Here is a 24,615-nt window from a genome sequence, read left to right as displayed (position 1 = left end):
AGCCGCGCCACTCGGCGCTTTGCGCGGCATCTGGCGACAGGGCCGCGGTTCTCGATCAGGGCTCGCTTCGCTCGGCTTCGGCATTCATTTCATGCAGGTAGTGGCGAGCCAGCTCCAGAAAACGCGGGGTAGGGCCGACGTCTTCATAGACCGGGTTGCCTTCTTCGTCCGTGGCGACCACGTGAGTGCCCTGAACGTAGGGCAGGCTGGCTTCGAGGTCTTCCAGAGCGGCACCGAGCAGCTCGGCGATCAGCTCTTCAGGGCGCCGTTTCGGGTACATGTGGCCGAGTGCCGCCAGGCGCGCGGCCGACTCCACATCCAGATGCACCTGGTAAGGCGTACTGACCAGGCGGCCGGTTGCGTTCTGTTCCCATTGCTGGACGAGTTCGCGGATCTTCATAGGTACCTCGAGGTGGGGCGGGTTCTCTGTTACAGACCTGAGCCCTCCGGCTGCGTTCCGATTGACGCCTGTGGCGGCGCGTATCGGCGCTTCGTTCTGCTGCTTTGGTCGAAGGGCTGCTTGTCAGGCAGTGCCAGGCTGGGCCAATCTGCAGGTTCACGCAGCGGCGGAGGCACACCGGTATGACGCAAATCGACGCACGTCTACGCGAGGACGTTCACCAGCTTGGCGAGTTGCTCGGCACCACCATCCGCGAGCAGCACGGCGATGCTTTCCTCGACAAGATCGAGCGCATCCGCAAGGGCGCCAAGGCTGCGCGCCAGGGTTCGGCGGACGGGGCTCGACAGCTGAGCGATACCCTCGACCAACTGCACGACGACGAATTGCTGCCGGTCGCCCGTGCCTTCAACCAGTTTCTGAACCTGGCCAACATCGCCGAGCAGTATCACCGCGTGCGCCGACGTGATGCCGGCGAGGCGCAGCCCTTCGAGAACCGCATACTGGACGAGCTGCTGCAGCGTCTGCGTGCCGGTGGGCATGATCGCGAAGCCCTGGCCCGGCAGGTCGGTCGGCTGGATATCGAATTGGTGCTCACCGCGCACCCGACCGAAGTCGCCAGGCGCACCCTGATTCAGAAATACGATGCCATCGCCGCGCAGCTGGCGGAGCAGGATCACCGCGACCTGTCCGCAGGGGAGCGCGACGCGATTTCCAGCCGCCTGCAGCGGCTGATCGCCGAGGCCTGGCACACCGAGGAAATCCGTCGCGTGCGCCCGACCCCGGTGGACGAGGCCAAATGGGGCTTCGCGGTAATCGAAAACTCGCTGTGGTACGCCCTGCCGACCGTGCTGCGCAAGGCTGACCAGGCACTGCTGCGGGAAACCGGGTTCCGTCTGCCGCTGGAGGCCGCGCCGATCCGATTCGCCTCGTGGATGGGCGGCGATCGGGATGGCAACCCCAACGTGACGGCCAAGGTGACCCGCGAGGTTCTGTTGCTGGCCCGCTGGATGGCCGCCGATCTGTATCTGCGTGACATCGACAGCCTGGCCGCCGAGCTTTCCATGCAGCAGGCCAGCGATGAGTTGCGCGCGCGCAGTGGCGACAGTGCCGAGCCCTACCGGGCGCTGCTCAAGCAGCTCCGCGAGCGCTTGCGCGCCACCCGGACCTGGGCTCACGAGTCGCTCGCCGGTCCGGTCAGCCCGCCTGCCGCCGTGTTGCAGGACAACAGCGACCTCTACGACCCACTGCATCTTTGCTACCGCTCGCTGCACGAGTGCGGCATGGGCGTCATCGCCGACGGCCCGCTGCTCGACTTCCTGCGTCGGGTGAAAACCTTCGGCCTGTTCCTGGTGCGCCTGGACGTTCGCCAGGACGCCACTCGCCATGCCGCCGCGCTGGGTGAGATCACCGATTATCTGGGCCTTGGCCGTTATCAGGAATGGGATGAAGAACAGCGTCTGCACTTTCTGCAGACCGAGCTGAACAGCCGTCGTCCGCTATTGCCCGCGGACTTCCGTCCCGCAGGCGAGACCGCCGAAGTGCTGGCGACCTGTCGTGAGGTCGCGGCCGCGCCCGCGGCGTCTCTCGGTTCCTACGTCATCTCCATGGCGGGAACCGCCTCCGATGTGCTCGCGGTACAGCTGCTGCTCAAGGAAGCCGGGCTGCGCAGGCCGATGCGTGTGGTGCCGCTGTTCGAAACCCTGGCCGATCTGGATAACGCAGCGGTCGCCATCGAGCAATTGCTGGGGCTGCCGGGCTATCGAGCCAGCTTGCACGGCCCGCAGGAAGTGATGATCGGCTACTCCGACTCCGCCAAGGATGCCGGGACCACCGCTGCCGCCTGGGCGCAGTACCGTGCCCAGGAAAGTCTGGTGGAGATCTGTCGTCAGCATCAGGTCGAGCTGCTGCTGTTCCATGGCCGCGGTGGCACCGTGGGCCGCGGTGGTGGTCCCGCCCACGAGGCGATCCTGTCGCAACCACCGGGCTCGGTGAACGGGCGTTTCCGCACCACCGAGCAGGGCGAGATGATCCGCTTCAAGTTCGGCATGCCGGACATCGCCGAGCAGAACCTCAATCTCTACCTGGCCGCCGTGCTGGAGGCGACCCTGCTGCCGCCGCCCGCGCCCGAGCCAGCCTGGCGCGCGCAGATGGACAGGCTTTCTTCCGACGGCGTGGTCGCCTACCGCGGCGTGGTGCGCGAGCATCCGCAGTTCGTCGAGTACTTTCGCCAGGCGACGCCGGAGCAGGAGCTTGGCCGCCTGCCGCTGGGCAGCAGGCCGGCCAAGCGGCGCGAGGGCGGGGTGGAAAGCCTGCGGGCAATCCCCTGGATTTTCGCCTGGACGCAGACCCGCCTGATGCTGCCGGCCTGGCTGGGCTGGGAGGCCGCCCTGAGCGGAGCGCTGGAGCGCGGCGAGGGCGAGTTGCTGCGCGACATGCGCGAACACTGGCCGTTCTTCCGCACGCGCATCGACATGCTGGAAATGGTGCTCGCCAAGGCTGACGAGTCGATCGCCAGGCTGTATGACGAGCGTCTGGTCAGTGCCGAACTGCACCCATTGGGTGCGCATTTACGCGACCTATTGTCGCAGGCGGGTGGTGTCGTGCTGGGTCTCACCGGGCAGTCGCAGTTGCTTGCCCACAGCCCGGAGACGCTGGAGTTCATCACCGTACGCAATACCTATCTGGATCCATTGCACCTGCTGCAAGCCGAGCTGCTGGCCCGCTCGCGGCAGCGCGAGCAGGAGGCGGGAAGCCCTCTGGAACAGGCATTGCTGGTCAGCGTGGCGGGTATCGCCGCCGGTTTGCGCAATACCGGTTGAGGGCATCGGGCGCAGCGGGTGATTGCTGCGCCGATAGGCGGAAATTGCCGGTAAAAGCTGGGAAGATTGTCCTCTGTGGCAGTTTTTGGGGAAATTCTGTTCGGCTTTGACCTTGGTTGTATGGCGGCGCCGCGAAAATATGATGCAAGCTGCGAGGCGTCGTCTGGAAATGAGGCCCCGGTCGCATTTGTCTGCGACTTTCGATGGCTTGTGCGGCATTGGGGCGCTGTGTATCTTGATCGACCTTCTGGCAGTTCGGCCCCTGGCCGGCCTGCCGAAACCTTCTGAGATTGGCCCCACGAGGCGAGTCCACCATCACTACCAAGAACTTGAGGAGCACATCGATGCGCGTGATTCTGTTGGGGGCGCCCGGTGCCGGCAAAGGTACTCAGGCTGGTTTCATTACCAAGAAATTCTCGATTCCACAGATCTCCACCGGTGACATGCTGCGGGCAGCGGTCAAGGCAGGCACTGAACTGGGTCTGGCCGCGAAAAGCGTGATGGATGCCGGTGGCCTGGTCTCCGATGAGCTGATCATCAACCTGGTCAAGGAGCGCATCGCTCAACCCGATTGCGCCAATGGCTTCCTGTTCGACGGCTTCCCGCGCACCATCCCTCAGGCTCAGGCCCTCAAGGACGCTGGCGTGCAGATCGATCACGTGGTCGAAATTGCCGTCGATGACGAGGAAATCGTCGGCCGCATCGCCGGTCGCCGCGTACACCCGAACTCCGGTCGCGTGTACCACACCGAGCACAACCCGCCGAAAGTCGCTGGCAAGGATGACGAAACCGGTGAAGATCTGATCCAGCGCGACGACGACAAGGAAGCCACCGTGCGTCATCGCCTGTCGGTCTACCATTCGCAGACCAAGCCCCTGGTGGATTTCTACCAGAAGCTTTCGGCTGCCGAAGGCACGCCGAAATACAGCGCCATCGCCGGCGTCGGCTCCGTCGAGCAGATCACCTCCAAGGTCCTGGCAGCGCTCAGCTGAGCCCTGTTTACCGGATATCAACGGCCCGCTTGCGGGCCGTTGTCGTTTCTGGGCATGCCGATGGCTTGGCGGGTTAAGCCAGTGTCGTTCCTGGAGCGCGGATCGAGCGCCTGGCTATCTAGTATCGGTACGGTCCGCGCCTTTCGGGCGTCAGGCCGCCACCTTCGGCATGCCCCATCGTTCCCGGCTGAGCAGCGCAGGAAATCCGCGCTGCTGTGCTGGTTTCATCGACCGTCACGAAACAGCTTCGAGGAAGGCGGCTTTACATCAACCACCCCATCAGAGTGCATTCCATGACCAAGAACAGAAGATTCGTCTGCTTGCCCATCGCCATCGTGGCTTCGGCATTGAGCGCATCCGTCGCATTCGCCGACGACGCCCCGGAAAAAAAGGGCGAGTGCCCGGTTGACCAGTTCACCATGGCGTTGCGTTATCAGCAGCAATCAGCGGAAGTTCGCGCCCTGCAGATGCAGGCTTACAACATCGCCACCGAGAAGCTGGATGCAGCGGTGGCTGCGGCGGAAGATCCTTCGAAGCTCGCCATCGTTTCCGATGTGGATGAAACCATCATCGACAACTCGGCGCTGCTGGCCCGTGACCTTGCCAATTGCCACACCTACGACGGCTGGGACACCTGGCTGCCTTGGGAGCGCGACGGCAATCCGGTATTGATCCCGGGTGCCAAGAAATTCCTCGAGCACGCTGACAAGCTGGGCGTCGCCATCCGCTATGTATCGGATCGCTCGCAAGAGCAGAAGGACTACACCCTCAAGGCCCTGAAGAAGCTCGACCTGCCGCAGGTCAGCGCAGAAAGCGTGCTGCTGCTCGGACCGCCCAAGGTCGAGCGCCGAGCGCTGGTCGCCAAGGACTACCGCATCGTGATGCTGCTCGGTGACACCCTGCATGACTTCGATGCACGTTTCCGCAAGACGCCGGTGGCGGAGCAGCGCGCGACCGCCGAGGCAGAGTCCGCTAAATGGGGCACCGAGTGGATCGTGTTCCCCAATTCCGGCTATGGCACCTGGTCGAAAGAGCCCCTGAAGGGCTGGGACGCCAAGCCCGTCATCGAGAAGTGGTAAGCGAGCCAGCCCGTCCGCTCGCGGGCTGACCCGCTGCTTGCCGGTGCCCATCCAGGGCATCGTCGTGGTGGTGTAGCACTCAGTTGCACCGCCTCATGGGCCGCAGGACCTGCCGTTTGCCCCGCTGTGCTGGAAAAAAACGCATCAAACCGTTTTAATGCCCGCCCGCTCAGCCACCTCTACAGATCACCATGACCACTCTGCTGGCCCTCGATACCGCCACCGAAGCCTGTTCCGTCGCCCTGCTGCACGATGGTCGAGTGACGAGTCACTACGAGGTGATCCCGCGTATGCACGCTCAACGGCTGTTGCCGATGATCAAGGCGCTGCTGGGCGAGCAGGGCGTCGCACTGTCGGCGCTGGATGCCATCGCCTTCGGTCGTGGCCCAGGTGCCTTCACCGGTGTGCGCATCGCCATCGGCGTGGTTCAGGGGCTGGCGTTCGCGCTCGATCGCCCGGTGCTGCCGGTGTCCAACCTGGCGGTGCTGGCGCAACGCGCGCTTCGTGAGCACGGGGCCAGCCAGGTCGCTGCGGCCATCGATGCGCGCATGGATGAGGTCTATTGGGGCTGTTACCGCGCCGAGCAGGGCGAGATGCGGCTGGTCGGTCACGAGGCCGTGCTGGCGCCGGAGCAGGCGCTGCTGCCGAGCGAGGCGGCAGGCGAGTGGTTCGGTGCCGGTACCGGCTGGGGCACCTTTGCGCCGCGCATTGCCGCACAGGTTGCTGCCAGGGATGATGACATGCTGCCCCACGCCGAGGACCTGCTGAGCCTGGCGCGTTTCGCCTGGGCGCGGGGTGAGGCGGTGGTTGCCGACCAGGCGCAGCCGATCTATCTGCGTGACAAGGTGGCCACTCCCAAGATGCCGCCACCGGCTGGATTCTGAATTTGCCGACGGACGAGCCGTCCTTTTGTCGTCAACTTCCCGCCATGCATTGCCAAGGCCGTGTGGTGCAGCTAAATTGCCAGCACTTCCGCACGTCTTTCTGCCGAGCCTTCACTGATGCGTATCGACGGTAACATCGCGCCCTACTCACCGGATCGTGGCCCCCGCTCGGGGACTGCGGTCACGCCCTATCGTGAGGCGAACCGGGAAGAGGAAGTAAAGCGCGAGCAACCGGCAACCACCGCCGCTACTCAGGGCTTCGAGCAGACCCCGCAAATTCGTCGCGTGCAGCAGACCAACTCCAGCACCGACAACTTCCCGGTGCGCTCGCTGGACGTGACCTACCAGCCAGCCATGAGCAATCGCGCCGCTCAGGCCATCGCCAGCTACAGCAGCACCGAGGCCTATGCCCGTGACGTGGATGCCCAGCAGGTGTTGGGTCTCGATCTGTACGCCTGATCGACTTCCGATCTGCACCTCTGGCCGTACACAGGGCACAATAGCGGCCTTTGACTCGTCAGCGATTTGCCATGCTTCCCTATTTCCTCGGTTGCCCTTCCTGGAACGAGACCGCCTGGCGCGGCAGTTTCTATCCGGCCGACCTCAATCTGGCTGACAGCCTCGAACACTACTGCCGCGTCTTCAATGCGGTGGAAGGCAATACCACGTTCTATGCCCGCCCTGATCAGGACAAGCTGGTTCGCTGGGTACAGCGCATGCCCGAGCACTTCCGCTTCTGCGCCAAGGTGCACAAGGACATCAGCCACGAGGGGGATCTGCGTGATCAGCTCGACGGCACCCAGGCGTTTCTCGAACTCCTGGCGCCGCTGGGAGATAGAGTGGCGCCGCTGTGGCTGCAGCTGCCGGCCATGTTCGGGCCTTCTCGACTGAACGAGCTGGCGGTGTGGCTGGATGCGTTCTCGCAGCGTCGGCTGGCCGTCGAAGTCCGCCACCCGGCGTTCTTCGACAAGGGTGACGAAGAGCGCGCCCTCAATCGGCTGCTGCACGAACGGGGTGTCGAGCGCATTTGCCTGGATTCCCGTGCGCTGTTCAGTTGCCGCTCCAGCGACCCGGCGGTGTTGCATGCGCAATCGAAGAAACCCCGCCTGCCGATTCGCCCGGCGGCGTTCAGCGACAGCCCCCAGGTGCGCTTCATCGGCGGTCCGGATCTGGATGCCAACCAGCCCTTTCTCGAGCCCTGGCTGGACAAGGTCGCGGCCTGGATCGAAGACGGTCTGACGCCCTATGTATTCCTGCACACCCCGGACAACCACCTCGCTGCCGCCCAGGCGCTACGCTTTCACCAGTCGTTGAGCGAACGCCTGCCGGGCTTGCCGCCGCTCCCCCCATACACCGACAAAGCCCCTCGCGCCGAACAGCTCGGCCTGCTTTGAGAAAGCGTGGAAGCAGCTTGTCGATCGTTCCTCAGGCTCTGCGTGGGAGCGCCTGTCAGGACGCCAGGCCAGGATCTTGACCGCTTGTCGGAGGATAGCTGGCGTGGGCTGGTGGGCTGAAGCCCACCACTGTCAAAGGCCACTGGCCCGTCAGGCCAGGCGCAGGTGGTTGTCCCAGAGCCCTGCCGGGAGTTCCAGGGGCTGCATGGCGATGCGTTCGCTGCGGCAGTCGTACAGCCGGCAGCGGCCAATGCCGGCGCTGACCACGAAGCCATTTTCCACCGCGCCGACCCCCGCGCAATCGGGTAGCGAGGCATCCAGGCGTACTGCGCCGCTGTCCAGATCCCAGATGAACAGGCGGTTGCCTCTGGGGGCGGTCATCGCCAGCAGGCGCAGGTCGCTGTGCACCGCCACGCTGGCGGTGTACTGGTTCATCATCTGGCGTTGCGCATCGGCCATCGGGAAGTGCTGGAACGGCTGGCCCGGACGCTTGATCGCCACCAGCGGCACAGCGTCCATGGCGTCGCCCATGTACTGCTGGCCGCTGACGATGGTGCCGTCGCTGGCCACGGCCAGGTGGCGCACGCTGTTCATCTGCTCGGGCAACTGCTCCTTGCTCTGCAGGGTGCCGTCGCGGGCCATCAGCACCAGGCTGGCTTCCATGGCATCGAGGTTCATTTCCACCCGGCTTTCCGCCTCGGTGCGGATGCCGCCGTTGGCCACCACCAGGGTTTCGCCATCCGGCATCCACAGCACCTGATGCGGGCCCAGGCCGTGGGTCGACAGTTCGTCGCGGCGTAGCAGGCGCTCGCCTTCCAGGCGGTAGGCGCCAAGTACGCCGCGACCGGGGTCGCGGGTATCGTTCTCGGTGGCGTACAGCCATTCGCCGTCCTTGTGGAATACCGCGTGGCCGTAGAAATGCCGGTCCTGCTCGCTGTGCAGGGTCTGCAGCAAGCGTCCGTCGCGGGTGTCGACCAGATAGCTCTCGGTGCTCGGTCGGCGCCCGACGAACAGCGCCATGGGCAGGTTCGGGTGGGGCACCACGTCGTGGCAGCGCTCGCTGACCTGCGTGGCGAATGCCCGCTGGCCGTCGAGCCGATAACCGACCGCGTAGTGCTTGCCACCTTCGTCGTTGCGTGCCGAGAGCAGCAGGGGCTGGCCGCCGTTGTGGCTCAGCTTCCAGCCGCCCACGGCACCGGCAGCGAGTACCGCGGCACTCAAGCCAAGAAAGGCTCTGCGTTTGATCGCCATGAGTCAGTCTCCGTCGTGGGCATTGAAGCCCAGTTGGATGCCCAGCGCCCGTGCCAGCTCGCCTTCGTGCAAGCGGTGCAGCACATTGAGGCTGTCGTAGAAGGCATTGAGGCTCTGCCGTCCGGCCTCGTCAGCCAGCAGTTCACCCAGTGGGCGTTGCAGGCCGGCGAGCTGCTGCCGGGTATCGGCGTAGGCGGCATCGATACGCTGCTTGAGCGCATCCTGATCGCTGCCCAGCAGGGCCTGGATACCGTCGTCCTTGGCGCCGCGCCAGAGTTGCTCGGCACCGCTCAGGGCAGCGCCGAGGTTGGCCAGGCTGGCCTGACTGCGCCAGGCTTCCGCCTGGTAGGGCTGCGGTACGCCCTTGCTCTGGCGGCCCAGCGGCGCGCCGAGTTTCTTCTTCAGGCCATCGATGGCGCTGACCTGGGTGCGCAGCAGATCGGAGATGGCCTCACCGGCTTCGGCATAGCGCTCGTTGGGAAAGGTCTTGTACTGGCTGAGTGCACCGGCCTGGTCCTGCCACTGCGTCAGCACGGTGTCCGCCAGGGCCTGCTGATGCTCGCCGATGGCCACCAGCAGCGGGCAGTAGCGCGCCTTCTGTTCGGCATTCTGCAGATCGATCTCCGCATCGAAGATCAGGTACTCGTAGGCGGTAAGCCCCTGGACGACGACGCTGGCTTTCTCCAGGTCGGCGGCGTTCAACTGCGGCTTGCCGTTGACCAGCGCCTGAACCTGGCGGGCCACCAGGTTCTTCTTGTCCGGCCAGAACTGCACCTGCCAGGCGCGATTGCCTTCGGCAAGCGGCCCTACGGCCAGCGGCTGCAGGCTGGCCCAGGCACTCTGCGCGGTAAGGAACGCCTGGCGAGCGGCAGGCAGATCTTCATTGCCTGCGCAGAACGACCTGGCGCTGCTGGCCAGGCTGCTATCGGCTTCCTTCCACGTGATGTGCGCGGGCAGCAGTACGCCTTCGGCCAGCGCGGCACTGACCGTGGCCTGCGGATCGGCAGGTGAACAGGCGGCCAGAGTCACGCCCAGCAGGGCGATGGTCAGCGGAGAACGGATCATGCGCGGCTCCTTTACAGTGAGTTCAGAAAGGCCAGAAGCGCGGCGCGCTCCTCGCTGGAAAATGTCAGCACCTGGCGTTTGGCGGCTTCGGCTTCGCCACCGTGCCAGGCAATCGCTTCGAGCAGGTTGCGAGCGCGACCGTCGTGCAGGAACTGGGTGTGGCCGCTGATCGTCTCGGTCAGGCCGATGCCCCACAACGGCGCGGTGCGCCATTGCCGACCGCTGGCGCGGAATTCGCTGCGACCATCGGCAAGGCCCTCGCCCATGTCGTGGAGCAGCAGGTCGGTGTAGGGGCGAATGGTCTGGTTGGCCAGCTCCAGCTCGGCCGCATCGGCGGCAGTCACGAAGCTTGGCGTGTGGCAGCTCTGGCAGCCAGCGCGATGGAACAGGGTCTTGCCTGCCAGCACCTGGGCGTCTTCGGACTTGCGACGAGCTGGCACGGCGAGGTTGCGGGTGTAGAACAGCACCATCTTCATGATGTTGTCGCTGACCTCCGGTTCGCCACCGTGGGCCGCCTCGCGGCAGGCGGCTTGCGCATCGGTGCACTGGTCGTGCGGCACGACGTTGCTGGTCAGGCCCATGTCGTGGGCGAAGGCGTGGGCGTTCTGCTGATTCAGGCTCGGCTGCCCGGCCTTCCAGCCGAAACGGCCGAGCACGGTTTTCTTTTGCACATCGTCCCACACCCAGTTGGGCTGCCCGGCGATGCCGTCACCATCGCGATCCTCGGGGTCGGCGTTGGCCAGGATGGCCTCCTGTGCAATCGCCTCGAGCAGGCCGAGGCCGATCATCGGTGGGGCGACCCGGGCCGAAAACTGCGTGTCCGGATGCATCGGCCCGTAGCCGAGCTGGCTGATGTTCAGCTGCGGCTTGCGCAGCTCGATGCTGTAGCCGTCGTCGAACTGCACGCTGTGGGTGCTGTACTCGACGCGCACCTTGCCTTCGGGCGCTACGCCGGGATTGGCCATGTCCTGCAACTGCGCGCCGTACTTCGGTTCCGGCAGCACCCCCTGGCGCTCGATGATCCACTCGTCCGCGCTGTCGGCAGGAATCGACAGGCGCACCAGCATCGATACGGCGTTGACGCTGCCGGGCTCGGGAGGGTGACCACGGCCATCGCGGATGTGGCAGTTCTGGCACGCATTGGTGTTGAACAGTGGGCCGAGACCGTCCCGGGCGGTGGTGGTGGACGGCGCGATCACCCAGGGGTTGCGGAAGAAACTGTTGCCCACGCTGAAATCCAGACGACGTTCGGCCTTGAGGTTGGCGGAGGGCAGGGAGAACGCGTTGTGGTCGCTGCGCGATACCGTGGCCGTGCCGCCGGAAAGCGCTTCGCCAGGCTCTGCTTCGGTGAAGCGCGGGGACTGGTCACACGCCGCCAGGCTGAGGGCCAGGCCCAACAATGGCAGCAAACGACCGGATGGCGCAGGCATCGACAGAGTCCGTGACAGGAAAATCAAGGGCGGGAATCTTAGCAGCCTATGCAGCTTTAAATAAGATGGATTTGCATGTGCAGCGCTCAAAACTACCTGCGTTGTCATCGCTGCGTTAAAAACCGGCTGAAAATGCATTTACCCTCGTAAATTCCGCTCTTTCGCCTGTTCTTGCCTTGCACGGACCTCCTCGCCAACGTTTTTAGAGGTGCCCCTATCTTGATGGTATCCGGCGCAGAAACGAAAAAGGCCGATGCGAGGTGAGTCGCATCGGCCTGGTCTACGCCTGAGGTTCTGGAATCAGAACTCGTGGTCGGCGGTATCCGGGTTCAGATCGCTGATGCCCAGTTTGCCAGCCGCCTGCTCGATGGCACCGGTCTGCTTGACCAGGGCGGCAATGGCGTCGCGCACCAGTTGCTGACCTTCGGCGTTGTCGGCAGCGATCAACTGGTCGAAGTGCTGACCCTTGTTGGCACTGTCGACCAGGGCCTGCAGCTTGGCTTCGGTGGCTTCCAGGTCGGCCTTCAGGGTGGTGTCGGCGGCGGCGTCCGCCTTGGCGACCAGCGACGACAGGCTCGGGCCAGTCAGGCTGGTGCCGTCGACCTTCTTGTACTCGCCCAGGTAGACGTTGCGAATGCCCTTGCCGTTGTAGAAGTGCGAGTTGTGCGTGTTGTCGCTGAAGCAGTCGTGCTCGTCTTCGGTGGAGTTGGCTTCCAGCGCGACCTTCATGCGTTCGCCGGCCAGCTCACCGAGGGACAGGCTGCCCATGCCGAAGAGGATCTTGCGCAGACCGTTCTCGGCCGATTCGCTTTCCAGGGTGGCGCGGTAGTTGTCGGCAACGCCGGCTTTCCACTGGCCAGCCATTTCGTCGAGGTCGGCGACCAGCAGTTCGGTGGCGGCCTTCAGGTACGCACGACGACGCTCGTTGTGGCCGCCGGTGGCGCCTTCACCGACCACGTAGTCGGTAGCCGGGCGCTCGCCTGCGCCTGGGCCGGTGCCGTTCAGATCCTGGCCCCAGAGCAGGAATTCGATGGCGTGGTAGCCGGTGGCGACATTGGCTTCGGAACCGCCCAGCTCGTTCAGGCTGGCGAGCAGGTCCGGGGTGATTTCGGTGACGTCGAGCTTGTCTTCGCCGACCTGGATCTCGGTGTTGGCGATGATGTTGGCGCTGGCGCCCGGGTTGCCCAGCGCGTGCTGGTAGTCCGCGGCGACGTAGTCGATCAGGCCTTCATCCAGCGGCCATGCGTTGACCTGGCCTTCCCAGTCGTCAACGATGGTGTTGCCGAAGCGGAACACTTCGCTCTGCATGTAGGGCACGCGTGCGGCCAGCCAGGCTTCGCGTGCAGCCTTGAGGGTTTCCTCGTTGGGGGTGGCGAGCAGGGCGTCGATGGCGGTCTGCAGCGTTTTTGCGGTGCTGGCGGCGTCGTCGAACACGGCCGACGCGATGTCGGCATAGTGCTTGACCACGGCCTGCGCAGCGGCTTCGTCGAAGGCGCCGGCTGCTGCTGGTGCACTGCTGGTGCTCGCTTGCGGAGCCGGGGCGGCGGCTTGATTGGCAGGCGCTTTGTCTTCACCGCAGCCCGCGAGGGCAATGGCGATTGTCAGCAGGCTGGCAGAGGCCAGGGGCATACGAATCATGACGAAATCCTTTGCGTGTTAATGGGGAGCGCGCGTGGTCGTCCACGCGAGCTGCAACATAATGCGAAAGATTTGCATTTTACGCAAAGGCTGGATGTGCTACTGCCCGTTCCGAGCCCGGATAATCGCGCTCAGGCTCGATTCAGAGCGGCGCGTGCCTCAGAGCGTTGCCGGATTCACGCGGTGCTGCGCGCGGCTGGACTGCTTGAGGTACTGGGTCAGTTCGCGGGCCGGCAGCGGCCTGCTGTAGTAGTAGCCCTGACCTTCATGACAACCCTGAGCGATGATGTAGGCCTCCTGCTCGGCGGTCTCCACGCCCTCGGCGATGACCTGCATGCCCAGGCTCTTGCCGAGCTGGATGATGGCGCGAACGATGGTGGCGTCGTCCTCGTCCTCGAGCAGATCCTGCACGAAGCTCTTGTCGATCTTGATCTTGTCCAGCGGCAGGCTCTTCAGGTAGCTGAGCGACGAGTAGCCGGTGCCGAAGTCGTCGATGGCGATCAGCGCTCCGGAGCGACGCAGGCTGAGCAGGTGCTGGGCGGCGGTGCTGATGTCTTCCATCAGGCCGGTTTCGGTCACTTCGAGTTCCAGGCTGCGGGCGGGCAGGCGGTACATCTGCATCAGGTTGTTGACCACCCGTGGCAGCTCGGCGTGGTGCAACTGCACGGTGGACAGGTTGACCGCCATGCGCAGGTCGCCGTAGCCCTGATCATGCCACTCGCGAAGCTGACGGCAGGTCTGATCGAGCACCCACTCGCCGATCGGGATGATGCTGCCGTTCTGTTCGGCCAGCGGGATGAACAGGTCCGGCGCCACCAGCCCGTGTTGCGGATGCTGCCAGCGCAGCAGCGCCTCTACGCCCACCACGCGGTGATCGCTGAAGCTGATCTGCGGTTGGTAGACCAGATGCAGCTGATCCTGCGCGAGAGCCTCGCGCAAATCCTTCTCCAGCTCGCGGCGGCGGCGCATCTCGCTGTCGACGCTGGCGATGTAGAACTGGTAGCGGTTGCGTGAGCGGCTCTTGGCCAGGGTCATGGTCTGTTCGGCTTTCTGCAGCAGCTTCTCGGGGCTGTCGCCGTCTTCCGGAAACAGCGTGATGCCGATGGTCGCGCGCAACTGCACCAGGTGGTCGTCGAGGGCGAACGGCGCCTCCAGGTCGTCCAGCACGCTTTGCGCCAGCTCCGCAGCCTCGTAGGGCTGCTCGATATCGGCCTGCACCAGGGCGAACTGGTCACCGCCCAGGCGGGCCAGGGCGCCCAGCCGTCCGCTGTGGCTGCGCAGGCGATCGGAGAGGGCCAGCAACAACTGGTCGCCGGTCTGGTAACTGAACTGCTCGTTGATGCCCTTGAAGTCATCCAGCCCGACGCACAGCACGGCAACCCGACGCTGCAGACGCCCGGCATCCTCGAGGATCTGCTCGAGCTGCTGCTGCAGTTGCTGGCGGTTCGGCAGGCCGGTCAGGAAGTCGTACTGGGACATGCGCTGCAGGCTGTTCTCGGCTTCGCGGCGCAGGTGGGTATTGCGTTCGATGGAGGCGAGCAACTGGTTGGCGGTGTTGATCCACAAACCGAGCTCGTTCTTCTCGTTGCCGGCGAGCATGGGCAGCTTGTTCTCGCTGGGGCGATCCGGGTTGATGCTGCTCAGGTGTTCGATGATCTTGGCCAGCGGCTTGGTCAGCAGCCAGTAGTAGACGAGGTACAGCACCAGGCCCATGGCCAGTGCACGCAGTACCCCGGAAATGAAGATGATCACCGAGTTGGTGATGAAGCTCTCACCGTACAGGGCGGTGTCGAGGGTGATGTTCAGATCGCCGTAGTATTCGTTGTAGGGTTCGCGGCCCACCAGGCGGATGGTGAAATCCTGCTCCTCACCGAGAATCGGGTCGGTCAGCCAGCGCACGGACGGCTCGGCCAGGGGCCGGCTTCTTTCCGCCAGCATTTGCTCGCCCGGGTGGCCGATCGAGGCATGGCGCACCGATTCATGCTGGAACAGGCCCTCGACGACCTGCATGCCCATCTCGCGGTCGAGGCTGTAGACCGCCTGGGTCGAGGGGTCGCGGAACATGCCGAGGATGCGCTGGGCATCGCTGGTGATCGAATGGCGGGTCTTGTAGATATCGAACACGATCTGGCCGAGGCTCAGCACCACGCCAACGGCAAGCGCGGACAACAGCACGACGCGAAGCAGTTTCACGGACAGACTGTGCTTGAGTTCCAGCTTCAAATGGCAGTTCCTTGTGCGATACCGGGCGCCGGATAGGGGTTGAGTATTGGCAAAGTCGCGGTAGCAGTCAAAGGCCAGTGCTGCACGGCGTTCATCCAATAGTGCCGGTTTCCCGCAGCACCTGCATTGTTTCGGAGGCCGCCCTCAAGTCTTGAGTACCGTCCGTCGATCCCGACGCCTGTGCCGCGCACCGCAATATGCACCCTGCAGACGAAAAAATGCCCCCCTGACTCGCGTCGGGAGGGCATCTCTATCATGCAGCACGTTCGCTTGCAGGCAAGCGTGACGTCAGGGATCAGGCGGCGAAGTTCTTCGCCACGAAGTCCCAGTTGACCAGGTTCCAGAACGCCTCGACATACTTCGGACGGACGTTGCGGTAGTCGATGTAATAAGCGTGTTCCCACACATCGCAGGTCAGCAGCGGAGTATCGCCTGCGGTCAGCGGGCAACCGGCGCCGATGGTGCTGGCCAGTGCCAGGGAACCGTCAGCCTTCTTCACCAGCCAGCCCCAGCCAGCACCGAAGGTGCCGATGGTGACCTTGCTGAACTCTTCCTTGAATTTCTCGAAGGAACCGAAGGATTTTTCGATGGCCGCGGCCAGCTCACCAGTCGGTTGACCGCCGCCGTTGGGGCTCAGGCAGTTCCAGTAGAAGGTGTGGTTCCATACCTGGGCCGCGTTGTTGAAGATGCCGCCGGAGGAAGTCTTGACGATTTCTTCCAGGCTCTTGCCTTCGAACTCGGTACCGGGCACGAGGTTGTTCAGGTTCACGACATAGGTGTTGTGGTGCTTGTCGTGGTGATACTCCAGAGTTTCCTTGGAGATGTGCGGCTGCAGAGCATCATGTGCATAAGGCAGCGGCGGCAATTCGAAAGCCATGGTTATTCTCCTAATCAGGTCAGTTGCGATGAGCGCAAGGCCGATCACGGGCGGCCAAACATGCGTCGGCGGATTTATACCCTTTGCGACGCAGGGCAGGGATCATAGCACCGGGGCTACCGCATAACCACGCAGCAACTGTGCGGGAAAGCGGTGCTAGAGCCTTCGTCGGCAATCGCGCCGATCCTGCTTCGCAGCGACTCAGGCGAGCTTCATGGTCGCCACGCCGGCGAGGATGATCAGGCAGGCCAGCAGGCGAATCGGCGGCAGGCTCTCCTTCAGCCACAGGCTGCCGATGAGCAGGGCAAACACCACGCTGGTCTCGCGCAGGGCCGATATCAGCGCCACCGGGGCCTGGGTCATCGCCCAGATGACGATACTGTAGGCGAACATCGACATGGCCCCGCCGAGCAGTCCGGCCTTCCAGTGCGGGCCCAGTTCGGCAACGATGCGAGGGCCGCGTTGGCCGAGAATGATCAGCGCCATCACCAGGCCGTTCACGGCGAACAGCCACAGCGAATAGGACAGCGGGTCGCCATTGGCGCGGGCACCGCTGGCGTCGGACAGGGTGTAGCCAGCGATGAACAGGGCGGTCATCAGCGCGCTGAACAGCAGGCCGCCGTTGGCTTTGCCGCTGCCACCCCGGACCGCCATCAGCCAGATGCCGGCGACCAGCACCGCCAGGCCGAGCAGTTGCCCGGCAGGCAGGACTTCACCCAGCAGCAGTACCGAGAGGCCTGCCACCAGCAATGGAGAGCTGCCCCGGGAAATCGGATAGACCTGGCCCAGGTCGCCATATCGGTAGGCGCGGCTGAGAAAGACGTTGTAGCCGATGTGCAGGATTGCCGAGAGCACGATCCATGGCCAGGCCGCGGCATTCGGCATCGGTACGAACGGCAGGGCCAGCAGCGCGACGGTCCCGGCGCCGATCTGGATCAGCGAAGCGGTGAGAAAACGATCCAGACCTATTTTCAGCAGCGCGTTCCAGCCTGCATGCAGAGCCGCCGAAGCGATGACCATGAGAAAGACGCTGGTTTCCACGAAGGCTCCGGCAGATTTCGACAAGGGTCGCAGCATAGCACCTGGCCCGGTCCCGAAGCCCTTCCTGGGTCAGAGCGGGCTGGCGATCAGTTGCCAGGCAATCGCGAACATCATCGCGGCGACGATCAGGTCGATGATTCGCCAGGTCAGCGGCCGAGCCAGCCACGGCGCCAGCCAGGCCGCGCCGAGCGCCAGGCACATGAACCACACCAGCGAAGCACTGGCGGCACCTGCCGCGTAAGCCTCGGGGACGCTCTGCTGGGCGCCGAGGGAGCCGATCAGCAGCACGGTATCCAGGTACACATGGGGGTTGAGGAGCGTCACCGCCAGGGTCGCCAGCAACACCGCGCGCAGCGAGCGAGGCGTGTCGCCCTGTACCTGAAGGGCATTCGGCCGGCAGGCACGCCGCAGCGCCTGAGCGCCGTACCAGAGCAGAAAGGCCGCGCCGCCCCAGCGTGCGACGCTCAGCAGCAATTCGCTTTGCGCCAGCAGGGTGGCCAGGCCGAATACGCCCGCGCTGATCAGCAGGGCATCGCAGACGATGCACAGCAGCGCCACCGGCAGATGATGTTCGCGGCGCAGGCTCTGGGCGAGGACGAACGCATTCTGCGCGCCGAGGGCGATGATCAGGCCGGCTGTGATCGCCAGGCCGTTGCTGTAGCTCTGCCACATGATCAGTACGTCCTTGCTGGAGTGATGAAAACCGAATTGCCGGGATCCGACATGAGCGATGCATCCTGAATAGGGGAGGGATGGCTATCAGTCTGCGGCGATTGCTTGTATAAGAAAAAGCAATATTGCTGATCGCTCATTAGGAAAATCGATTGCTCGATTACAAGTTGCTGGCCGCCCTTGCCGCGGTCGTCGAACAGGCTGGCTTCGAGCGCGGTGCCCAGGTCCTGGGGCTATCGCAATCGGCGGTCTCCCAACGCATCAAACTGCTGGAAGCGCGCATCGGCCAGCCGGTGCTGCTACGCGCCATGCCACCGACGCCCACCGATGTCGGCCGACGCCTGCTCAACCATGTGCAGCAGGTGCGCCTGCTCGAGCGCGATCTGCAGGAGCAGGTGCCGGCCCTGGAGGCCGATGGTGAGACCCAGCGGCTGCGCATCGCCGTCAACGCCGACAGCCTGGCCACCTGGTGGGCGCGGGCGGTGGCGGACTTCTGTGCCCGCCACCGCGTGCTGCTGGAACTGGTGGTCGAGGATCAGGAAGTGGGCCTCAAACGCATGCGCGCCGGTGATGTGGCGGCCTGCGTGTGTGCGGCCGAGCGCCCGGTTTCCGGCGCTCGCAGCCTGCCGCTCGGTGCCATGCGCTATCGGGCCATGGCCAGCCCGGCCTTCGTCACTCGCCATTTTCCCAACGGCGTGACGGCCGAGCGCCTGGCCCATGTGCCAGCGATCGTGTTCGGCCCGGATGACCAGTTGCAGCACCGCTACCTCAATGAGCTGGGTATCTCGGGCAGCTTTCTGCATCACCTGTGCCCATCGTCGGAAGGCTTCCTGCGGCTGACTGCCGAGGGCCTGGGCTGGGGCATGGTCCCCGAGCCGCAGATGCAGGAGGCGCTGGCCAGCGGTGAGCTGGTCGAACTGCTCGCCGACCGGCCCATCGACGTGCCGCTGTACTGGCATCACTGGCGCAATGGCGGCGAGCTGCTCGACCGCCTGACCGGGCATTTGCATCGCCATGCAGGTGATTATCTGGTGCCAATCACGTGAGCGGTCTGCAGCGACACCGCGCCAGGCTTTATAGTGCGCCGACGAGCGAGCGGAGGACGTGATGAAGATTCTGGTCACCGGAGCAAGCGGTTTCATTGGCGGGCGCTTTGCCCGTTATGCCCTGGAGCAGGGCCTGGACGTGCGCGTGACCGGGCGCCGAGAAGACGCCCTGGAGCATCTGCTGCGCCGTGGCGCGCACTTCATGCCCGGCGACCTCAACGACCCGGAGCTGGCCCTGTCGCTGTGCAGCGACGTCGAGGCCGTGGTGCATTGCGCGGGTGCCGTGGGTGTCTGGGGGCGCTACGAGTATTTTCATCGCGGCAACGTCCTGCTCACCGAAAACGTCATCGAAGCGTGCCTCAAACGCCGGGTTCGGCGACTCGTACACTTGTCGTCACCGTCTATCTATTTCGATGGGCGCGATCATGTCGGTCTGCGTGAAGAGCAGGTGCCGAAGCGTTTTTCCAGCCACTATGCGCGTACCAAGTTTCTCGCCGAACAGCGCGTGTTCGGTGCTCAGGAGTTTGGCCTGGAAGTGGTTGCCCTGCGTCCGCGCTTCGTCACCGGGGCAGGCGATGTGAGCATTTTCCCGCGGCTGATCGCCATGCAACGCAAGAAGCGCCTGGCGATCATCGGCAATGGCCTGAACAAGGTCGACTTCACCAGCGTGCACAACCTCAACGAGGCCCTGCTCAGCGCCTTGCTGGCCGCCGGTCCGGCCCTGGGCAAGGCCTACAACATCAGCAATGGCGCAGCGGTGCCGCTCTGGGATGTGGTCAATTACGTGCTGCGCCAGCTGGAGATGCCGGTGGTCACCCGGCATGTCCCGGTCGGCCTGGCACGCAGCGTGGCGACCCTCAACGAGGGGCTCTGCAGCCTGTTGCCGGGGCGCCCCGAGCCGTCGCTGTCACGGCTGAGCGTGGATGTGATGAGTCGCAACTTCTCGCTGGACATCAGCCAGGCGCAGCAGCACCTGGATTACGAAGCCAGGGCCGGCTTGTGGCCAGCGCTCGACGAGTTCTGTCGCTGGTGGCGGGCTCAGGGGTAGCTCCAGGTTTCTGCACGGCAGGGCGCTGCGGAACCTGATGGGTATCCGGTGGGTCTTTTTGCGCAATACGCCCGCCGCGGTGCCGCCATTTCCTGACGGCACGACACCCAAGCGCCACGTGCGAATCGGTATACTGCGCGGCAATTTGCCTCCACCGTGGTTTTCTCAAGGTCTCCCTACATGCGTAACGATGCCCACGACGAATTCGATGACGTGCCCAGCCTGACGCCGGATCGCCGCGATCAGGACGATTTCGACCCCGAGCCGCAGCCCTATGCCCGTGCCGCTGCTCCTGGCAAGGCCGCTGTCGCACCCCGTGCAGCCAGCACCGGCCCGCTGTGGGCACTGGTGGGTGCGCTGAGCATCGCGCTGGGCGCCGTGGGCTGGTGGAGCTTCCAGCAGATCAACCTGATGGAGCAGCAACTGGTCGCCACGCAGGAAAGCTTCGCGCGTATCAGTGAAGAAGCGGCTGGCCGCATTCAGGACATCTCCGGCAAGGTGGTTGCAGCCGAATCCAACGTCACCACCGGCAGTGAGGCCCTGCGCCTGCAAGTGCGTCAGCTGGAAGGCAAGGTTGCCGAACTGACCAAGCAACAGCAGGCCGCTGGTGGCCAGCAGAGCGGGCAGGACAAGCGCATCGAGCAATTGATCGCCGACCTCAAGGCCCAGCAGGGTGACACGGGCAAGTACGACGAGAGCCTCAAGACCCTCGGTAGCGAGCAAGGCTCGCTGAAAAGCGAATTGGCTGCCGTGAAAAGCGAACTGGCCACCCTGAAGAGCGCCCAGGCGGATGCCGGCAAACTGACGACCCAGGTCAGGAGTCTGGCGGGTGACATCGAAGCACTGAAGAAGGCTGGCAACTCCAACGCCGCTGTCGATCGCCTGGAGCAGGATCTGCTGGTGCTCAAGAGCCAGATGGACAATCGCCCGGCGGCCAGCAGTGGCAGCAGTACCGCCGAGTTCGACGCGTTCCGCGCGCAGACCACGCGCAGCGTCAACACGCTGCAGGCGCAAATCCAGAACTTGCAGCAGCAGATCGACGCGCGCTAAGGGCGATCTGCTGCGCGTCGGCCCTGCGGCGTTGAAAACAGGCTCGGACAGCCGCTCGCGGCTGACGCGCTTTAGCGCGGCCCGAAGGGTGAGCGAAGCAAGTCATGCTCATGTACACCAGTACACTGCGCTTGCTCGCCTGGTTTTGTGGGGCGCCTGGCCCTTGCAGGTCTCTAGCTCGCTAGACCGTAAGTGCAACTGCGATTTGCCATTTTAGAGAATTGCCAGCCAACAAAAAGCCCGCGTGAGAACGCGGGCTTTTTGTTGCGCGGCGTAAGTTACAGGCGCGGGTAGTCGATATAGCCGACCGGGCCCGAGCCGTAGAAGGTCTCGCTGTGCGCTTCGTTCAGTGCGGCGCCCTGGCGCAGGCGCTCCGGCAGGTCCGGGTTGGCGATGAAGGGCACGCCGAAGGCCACCGCATCGGCCTTGCCGCTGGCCAGCCAGGCATTGGCCTGATCCTTCGAGAAGCGCTCGTTGGCGATGAATACGCCGCCAAAGGCTTCTTTCAGGCTCGGCGACAGGCTGTCATCGGCTTCCCGCTCGCGAGCGCAGAGGAAGGCGATGTTGCGCTTGCCGAGTTCGCGAGCCACGTAGGTGAAGGTTTCCGCGCGGTTGGAATCGCCCATGTCATGGCTGTCCGCGCGGGGCGCCAGGTGCACGCCGACACGGCCCGGTTCCCAGACGCTCAGCACGGCATCGGTGACCTCCAGCAGCAGGCGCGCACGGTTTTCCAGGGAGCCGCCGTAGTTGTCGGTGCGCTGGTTGGTGCTGTCCTGCAGGAACTGGTCGAGCAGGTAGCCATTGGCGCCGTGGATTTCCACGCCGTCGAAGCCGGCAGCCTTGGCGTTTTCCGCGCCCAGCCGGTAGGCCTCGACGATATCGGCGATCTCTTCGGTTTCCAGGGCACGTGGGGTCACGTAGTCCTTCATCGGGCGAATCAGGCTGACGTGCCCGGCGGGCTGGATGGCGCTGGGGGCCACCGGCAGTTCGCCGTCCAGGTACGACGGGTCGGAAATCCGCCCCACGTGCCAGAGTTGCAGAACGATCTTGCCGCCATTGGCATGTACCGCCTTGGTCACGCCGCTCCAGCCGCGCACCTGATCGTCGGACCAGATGCCGGGGGTATTCGGGTAGCCCACGCCCATCGGTGTGACCGACGTGGCTTCGCTGATGATCAGGCCAGCCGATGCGCGCTGTACGTAGTACTCGGCCATCAGCGCATTGGGCACACGACCTTCGTCGGCGCGGCAGCGGGTCAGGGGGGCCATGATGATGCGGTTGGCGAGTTCCAGATCGCCGATCTTGATGGGGTCGAACAGTGTGGTCATGGTCAGGATCCTTGGGTCATTCGCTCGGAACGGGTTGATGTACGGGTGTGCGGTTGGAAGAGATCGGCAAGGTGGCGATCCGCGCCGGAGAATCAGAGTGCCTGGCCGATCTGGCGCAGGAAGGCATCGATGGTTGCGTCGTTGCGTTTGAAGAAATTCCACTGGCCGACCCTGCGGCTGGTCACCAGACCGGCACGCTGCAAGGTGGCCAGATGTGCCGATACCGTGGATTGCGACAGGCCCGTGCGCTCATCGAACTTGCCGGCACACACGCCGATGTCGAAGGCGTGATCCGGCTGGGCGAAATACGCCTCGGGCTCCTTGAGCCAGCGCAGGATGTCCCGGCGCACGGGGTGGGCCAGGGCTTTGATGACGTCATCCAATTCGATGTCGTCGCTGCTCATCGGTTCTCCTGATATCGGTGCAACGCAATATCGCGATGCAGCGAACTCTATATCGGGACTTGGCGATATACAGATCGTTCAGGCAGATAATGCATATCGACCGGTGTGATGGGCGGCATCTCGCCAGTGGCAGGCCCAGGCCTTAAGCTGCCGGACATGAACTACCTCGCACATCTGCATCTGGGCGGAAACGCGCCCGCCGAACTGCTCGGCAGCCTGTACGGCGATTTCGTCAAAGGGCCGCTGACCGGACAGTGGCCGGCTACCATCGAAGCGGGCATCGCGTTGCACCGGCGAATCGACGCCTTTACCGACAGCCATCCGCTGCAGGCCCAGGCCCGGGCGCGCTTTCCCGCAGAGCGCCGCCGGGTCGCCGGGATCTTCCTCGATCTGTTCTTCGACCATTGCCTGGCGCGGGATTGGCAGCGTTACAGCGAGCAGCCGCTGGATCGCTTTACCACCCGCGTTTACCAGATACTGGCCGCCGAGGCGCAGTTGCCTGGCCACTTGCAGTACATGGCGCCGCGTATGGCCGCTCAGGATTGGTTGGGCAGTTATCGGGATTTCGAGGTGCTTGGCCAGGTGATCGCCGGCATGTCGCGTCGCCTGTCGCGGCCTGGCTTGCTGGATGGCGGGCTGGACGACTTGCGCCGTCTGTACGAGCCCTTGAGCGAGGACTTCCGCGCGTTCTACCCGCAGCTCATGGCCTTCGCCCGCGAGCAGCGGGGCTAGGGTCTGTTGACGTTTCAGCGCGAGCCGAAGGGCCGTGGGCGAAACCTCAACACACCCTAGTCTTCGTTCTGCAGGCCGAGTCGTTCGAGCAGGGCCGGGTTGAGCTTGTTGCGTCTGGCACCTTCCAGGTGCGCACGCAGGCGGTCAGCGGCACCGAGGCGGTCGCCGCGTTCGATCAGGTCGAGAATTTCCAGATGCTCCAGTACCTGCTTGCGCCGCGTCGGCCTGGGCAGGTCCACGCTGTATTCGACCAGGCGGCGCAAGCCATTGAGGCGTTTCAGCGATTGCAGCAGAAAGCGGTTGCCGGAAAAGCCGGCGAGTATCTCGTGGAATTTCGAATTGGCTTCGAACAGTTCCTGGGTGGTCATGCTCAGGTAGCCGGTGGTGGCGATGTATTCCTGTTGCTGGCGACACAGCGCCAGTACCTTCTGGTCGACCTGAAAGGTCGGTGAGAGCAGACCGGCCGGCTCGATGGTGACCCTGAAACTGAAGCTTTCCTCGTAGGCCTCTATCGAATCGATCACCGGCAGCATGCGCCAGCCCTGGCCCGTGCGCTGTTCGGCCCAGCCTTCCTGCTGCATGCGCAGCAGCGCCGAGCGCAGTTCGGTGCGCGATACACCGAACTGGCGCATCAGGTCGATTTCGCTGAGGTGCTCCGGGAGCTGCCGTGACAAACGCAGCTCGACGAATTTCATGTACACCGAATTCTCTTCGGCTTCGGCAATCTCCAACACCAGATCGTTGAGGTCGTCGGCTGCCCGGGCCAGGAAGAAGCCTCGGTTGCGGTCGTGCTTGAGCATGCCGCGCTCGGTGAGATGGTTCAGGACGAACTTCACCGGCGTGCGTGAGGTGTTCAGGGTCTGCGCCAGATGGGACTCCGCCAGGTGATGGCCAACGGGCAGGCGCTCGTGGCGGACGTAGGCGATGACCTCGCGGGCAACGCGTTTCTGCAAGGCGGTGAGAACCATCGGGGTGTTGTTTTCCTGAGCCATTACGGTGGGCGTCGAGTCTCGTCCGGGACACTGTCGAACTGGCCGATTTCAGCAGCCAGGCGCTGCATTCTGCTACGTAATCCGCTGCGCGCAAAGATGCTGCAGCGCTTCGTTACGATAAACGAATATTGTTTTTTGTTTGAATTAAGATCAATATTGCATTCCCTGAGTAACCGATGAGTATCGCTTTGGCGGGCTTTCATCTGGTTTTTCGGTGATCGGATGAGCTGCGTGACGACAAAGAGCATAC

Annotated in this window: 22 protein-coding genes; 10 read left to right on the top strand and 12 right to left on the bottom strand. The window is 64.2% G+C overall.

Features of this window, described 5'->3' with window-relative positions:
• Positions 1 to 55: 55 nt before the first annotated feature.
• Entirely contained in the window at positions 56 to 400 is a 345-nt protein-coding gene (locus tag FHR27_RS14515) for a hypothetical protein (RefSeq protein ID WP_042551813.1), read from the bottom strand.
• 182 nt (positions 401 to 582) lie between these two features.
• Here FHR27_RS14515 and ppc point away from each other — a divergent pair, with 182 nt between their 5' ends.
• The 6 genes from ppc to FHR27_RS14485 all read left to right on the top strand — a co-directional run bounded on the left by ppc (position 583) and on the right by FHR27_RS14485 (position 7,568).
• Entirely contained in the window at positions 583 to 3,219 is a 2,637-nt protein-coding gene (ppc, locus tag FHR27_RS14510) for a phosphoenolpyruvate carboxylase (RefSeq protein ID WP_042551812.1), read from the top strand.
• Positions 3,220 to 3,563: 344 nt separating this feature from the next.
• The gene (gene adk, locus FHR27_RS14505; RefSeq protein ID WP_042551811.1) at positions 3,564 to 4,211 is read left to right on the top strand and encodes an adenylate kinase; all 648 of its coding nucleotides are present in this window, start codon (positions 3,564 to 3,566) and stop codon (positions 4,209 to 4,211) included.
• A 293-nt stretch (positions 4,212 to 4,504) separates the two neighbouring features.
• Positions 4,505 to 5,290 carry a 5'-nucleotidase, lipoprotein e(P4) family gene (locus FHR27_RS14500; RefSeq protein WP_179538904.1) on the top strand — a complete coding sequence of 262 codons (786 nt, stop codon included), beginning with the start codon at positions 4,505 to 4,507 and terminating at the stop codon, positions 5,288 to 5,290.
• A gap of 191 nt (positions 5,291 to 5,481) precedes the next feature.
• Positions 5,482 to 6,174 carry a tRNA (adenosine(37)-N6)-threonylcarbamoyltransferase complex dimerization subunit type 1 TsaB gene (gene tsaB, locus FHR27_RS14495; RefSeq protein ID WP_042551809.1) on the top strand — a complete coding sequence of 231 codons (693 nt, stop codon included), beginning with the start codon at positions 5,482 to 5,484 and terminating at the stop codon, positions 6,172 to 6,174.
• 117 nt (positions 6,175 to 6,291) lie between these two features.
• Positions 6,292 to 6,633: a hypothetical protein gene (locus FHR27_RS14490; RefSeq protein ID WP_042551808.1), complete on the top strand. Its 342-nt coding sequence runs from the start codon at positions 6,292 to 6,294 to the stop codon at positions 6,631 to 6,633.
• A 71-nt stretch (positions 6,634 to 6,704) separates the two neighbouring features.
• The gene (locus tag FHR27_RS14485) at positions 6,705 to 7,568 is read left to right on the top strand and encodes a DUF72 domain-containing protein (protein ID WP_179538903.1); all 864 of its coding nucleotides are present in this window, start codon (positions 6,705 to 6,707) and stop codon (positions 7,566 to 7,568) included.
• 150 nt (positions 7,569 to 7,718) lie between these two features.
• Here FHR27_RS14485 and FHR27_RS14480 read toward each other — a convergent pair whose 3' ends face one another.
• The 8 genes from FHR27_RS14480 to FHR27_RS14445 form a co-directional block, all read right to left on the bottom strand.
• The gene (locus FHR27_RS14480; RefSeq protein ID WP_042551864.1) at positions 7,719 to 8,813 is read right to left on the bottom strand and encodes a DUF1513 domain-containing protein; all 1,095 of its coding nucleotides are present in this window, start codon (positions 8,811 to 8,813) and stop codon (positions 7,719 to 7,721) included.
• 9 nt (positions 8,814 to 8,822) lie between these two features.
• Positions 8,823 to 9,884 (bottom strand): imelysin family protein, encoded by a 1,062-nt coding sequence (locus FHR27_RS14475; protein ID WP_179538902.1) that lies wholly within the window; start codon positions 9,882 to 9,884, stop codon positions 8,823 to 8,825.
• 11 nt (positions 9,885 to 9,895) lie between these two features.
• Entirely contained in the window at positions 9,896 to 11,314 is a 1,419-nt protein-coding gene (locus FHR27_RS14470) for a di-heme oxidoreductase family protein (protein WP_179538901.1), read from the bottom strand.
• Between the two features lie 300 nt (positions 11,315 to 11,614).
• Positions 11,615 to 12,952 carry an imelysin family protein gene (locus tag FHR27_RS14465; RefSeq protein ID WP_179538900.1) on the bottom strand — a complete coding sequence of 446 codons (1,338 nt, stop codon included), beginning with the start codon at positions 12,950 to 12,952 and terminating at the stop codon, positions 11,615 to 11,617.
• Positions 12,953 to 13,111: 159 nt separating this feature from the next.
• Positions 13,112 to 15,175, bottom strand: a complete 2,064-nt coding sequence (locus tag FHR27_RS14460; protein ID WP_042551803.1) for a putative bifunctional diguanylate cyclase/phosphodiesterase — start codon at positions 15,173 to 15,175, stop codon at positions 13,112 to 13,114.
• A 295-nt stretch (positions 15,176 to 15,470) separates the two neighbouring features.
• Positions 15,471 to 16,052, bottom strand: coding sequence for a superoxide dismutase [Fe] (gene sodB, locus FHR27_RS14455; RefSeq protein WP_042551802.1), 582 nt, complete (start codon positions 16,050 to 16,052; stop codon positions 15,471 to 15,473).
• A 201-nt stretch (positions 16,053 to 16,253) separates the two neighbouring features.
• On the bottom strand, positions 16,254 to 17,093 hold the full coding sequence (locus tag FHR27_RS14450; RefSeq protein WP_042551863.1) for an EamA family transporter: 840 nt from the start codon (positions 17,091 to 17,093) through the stop codon (positions 16,254 to 16,256).
• Between the two features lie 69 nt (positions 17,094 to 17,162).
• A complete protein-coding gene (locus FHR27_RS14445; protein ID WP_042551801.1) occupies positions 17,163 to 17,765 on the bottom strand; it encodes a LysE/ArgO family amino acid transporter in 603 nt (200 codons plus the stop codon).
• 152 nt (positions 17,766 to 17,917) lie between these two features.
• Here FHR27_RS14445 and FHR27_RS14440 point away from each other — a divergent pair, with 152 nt between their 5' ends.
• The 3 genes from FHR27_RS14440 (at position 17,918) to FHR27_RS14430 (ending at position 20,909) form a co-directional block, all read left to right on the top strand.
• Positions 17,918 to 18,811, top strand: a complete 894-nt coding sequence (locus FHR27_RS14440) for a LysR family transcriptional regulator ArgP (protein WP_179538899.1) — start codon at positions 17,918 to 17,920, stop codon at positions 18,809 to 18,811.
• A 61-nt stretch (positions 18,812 to 18,872) separates the two neighbouring features.
• Complete coding sequence (locus tag FHR27_RS14435; RefSeq protein ID WP_179538898.1) at positions 18,873 to 19,859, top strand: NAD-dependent epimerase/dehydratase family protein; 987 nt, start codon at positions 18,873 to 18,875, stop codon at positions 19,857 to 19,859.
• A 180-nt stretch (positions 19,860 to 20,039) separates the two neighbouring features.
• The gene (locus FHR27_RS14430; RefSeq protein ID WP_179538897.1) at positions 20,040 to 20,909 is read left to right on the top strand and encodes an ATPase; all 870 of its coding nucleotides are present in this window, start codon (positions 20,040 to 20,042) and stop codon (positions 20,907 to 20,909) included.
• A 278-nt stretch (positions 20,910 to 21,187) separates the two neighbouring features.
• Here FHR27_RS14430 and FHR27_RS14425 read toward each other — a convergent pair whose 3' ends face one another.
• Positions 21,188 to 22,237: an alkene reductase gene (locus FHR27_RS14425; RefSeq protein ID WP_042551797.1), complete on the bottom strand. Its 1,050-nt coding sequence runs from the start codon at positions 22,235 to 22,237 to the stop codon at positions 21,188 to 21,190.
• Between the two features lie 92 nt (positions 22,238 to 22,329).
• On the bottom strand, positions 22,330 to 22,641 hold the full coding sequence (locus FHR27_RS14420; RefSeq protein WP_179538896.1) for an ArsR/SmtB family transcription factor: 312 nt from the start codon (positions 22,639 to 22,641) through the stop codon (positions 22,330 to 22,332).
• Between the two features lie 156 nt (positions 22,642 to 22,797).
• Between FHR27_RS14420 and FHR27_RS14415 the strand changes: the two genes are divergently transcribed.
• On the top strand, positions 22,798 to 23,373 hold the full coding sequence (locus tag FHR27_RS14415; RefSeq protein ID WP_042551862.1) for an acyl carrier protein phosphodiesterase: 576 nt from the start codon (positions 22,798 to 22,800) through the stop codon (positions 23,371 to 23,373).
• 56 nt (positions 23,374 to 23,429) lie between these two features.
• Here FHR27_RS14415 and FHR27_RS14410 read toward each other — a convergent pair whose 3' ends face one another.
• Positions 23,430 to 24,341 carry a GntR family transcriptional regulator gene (locus tag FHR27_RS14410; RefSeq protein ID WP_042551795.1) on the bottom strand — a complete coding sequence of 304 codons (912 nt, stop codon included), beginning with the start codon at positions 24,339 to 24,341 and terminating at the stop codon, positions 23,430 to 23,432.
• Between the last annotated feature and the right edge of the window lie 274 nt (positions 24,342 to 24,615).

The organism is Pseudomonas flavescens (assembly GCF_013408425.1).
GTDB lineage: Bacteria > Pseudomonadota > Gammaproteobacteria > Pseudomonadales > Pseudomonadaceae > Aquipseudomonas > Aquipseudomonas fulva_A.
This window is presented reverse-complemented; position numbering and strand designations above follow the sequence as displayed.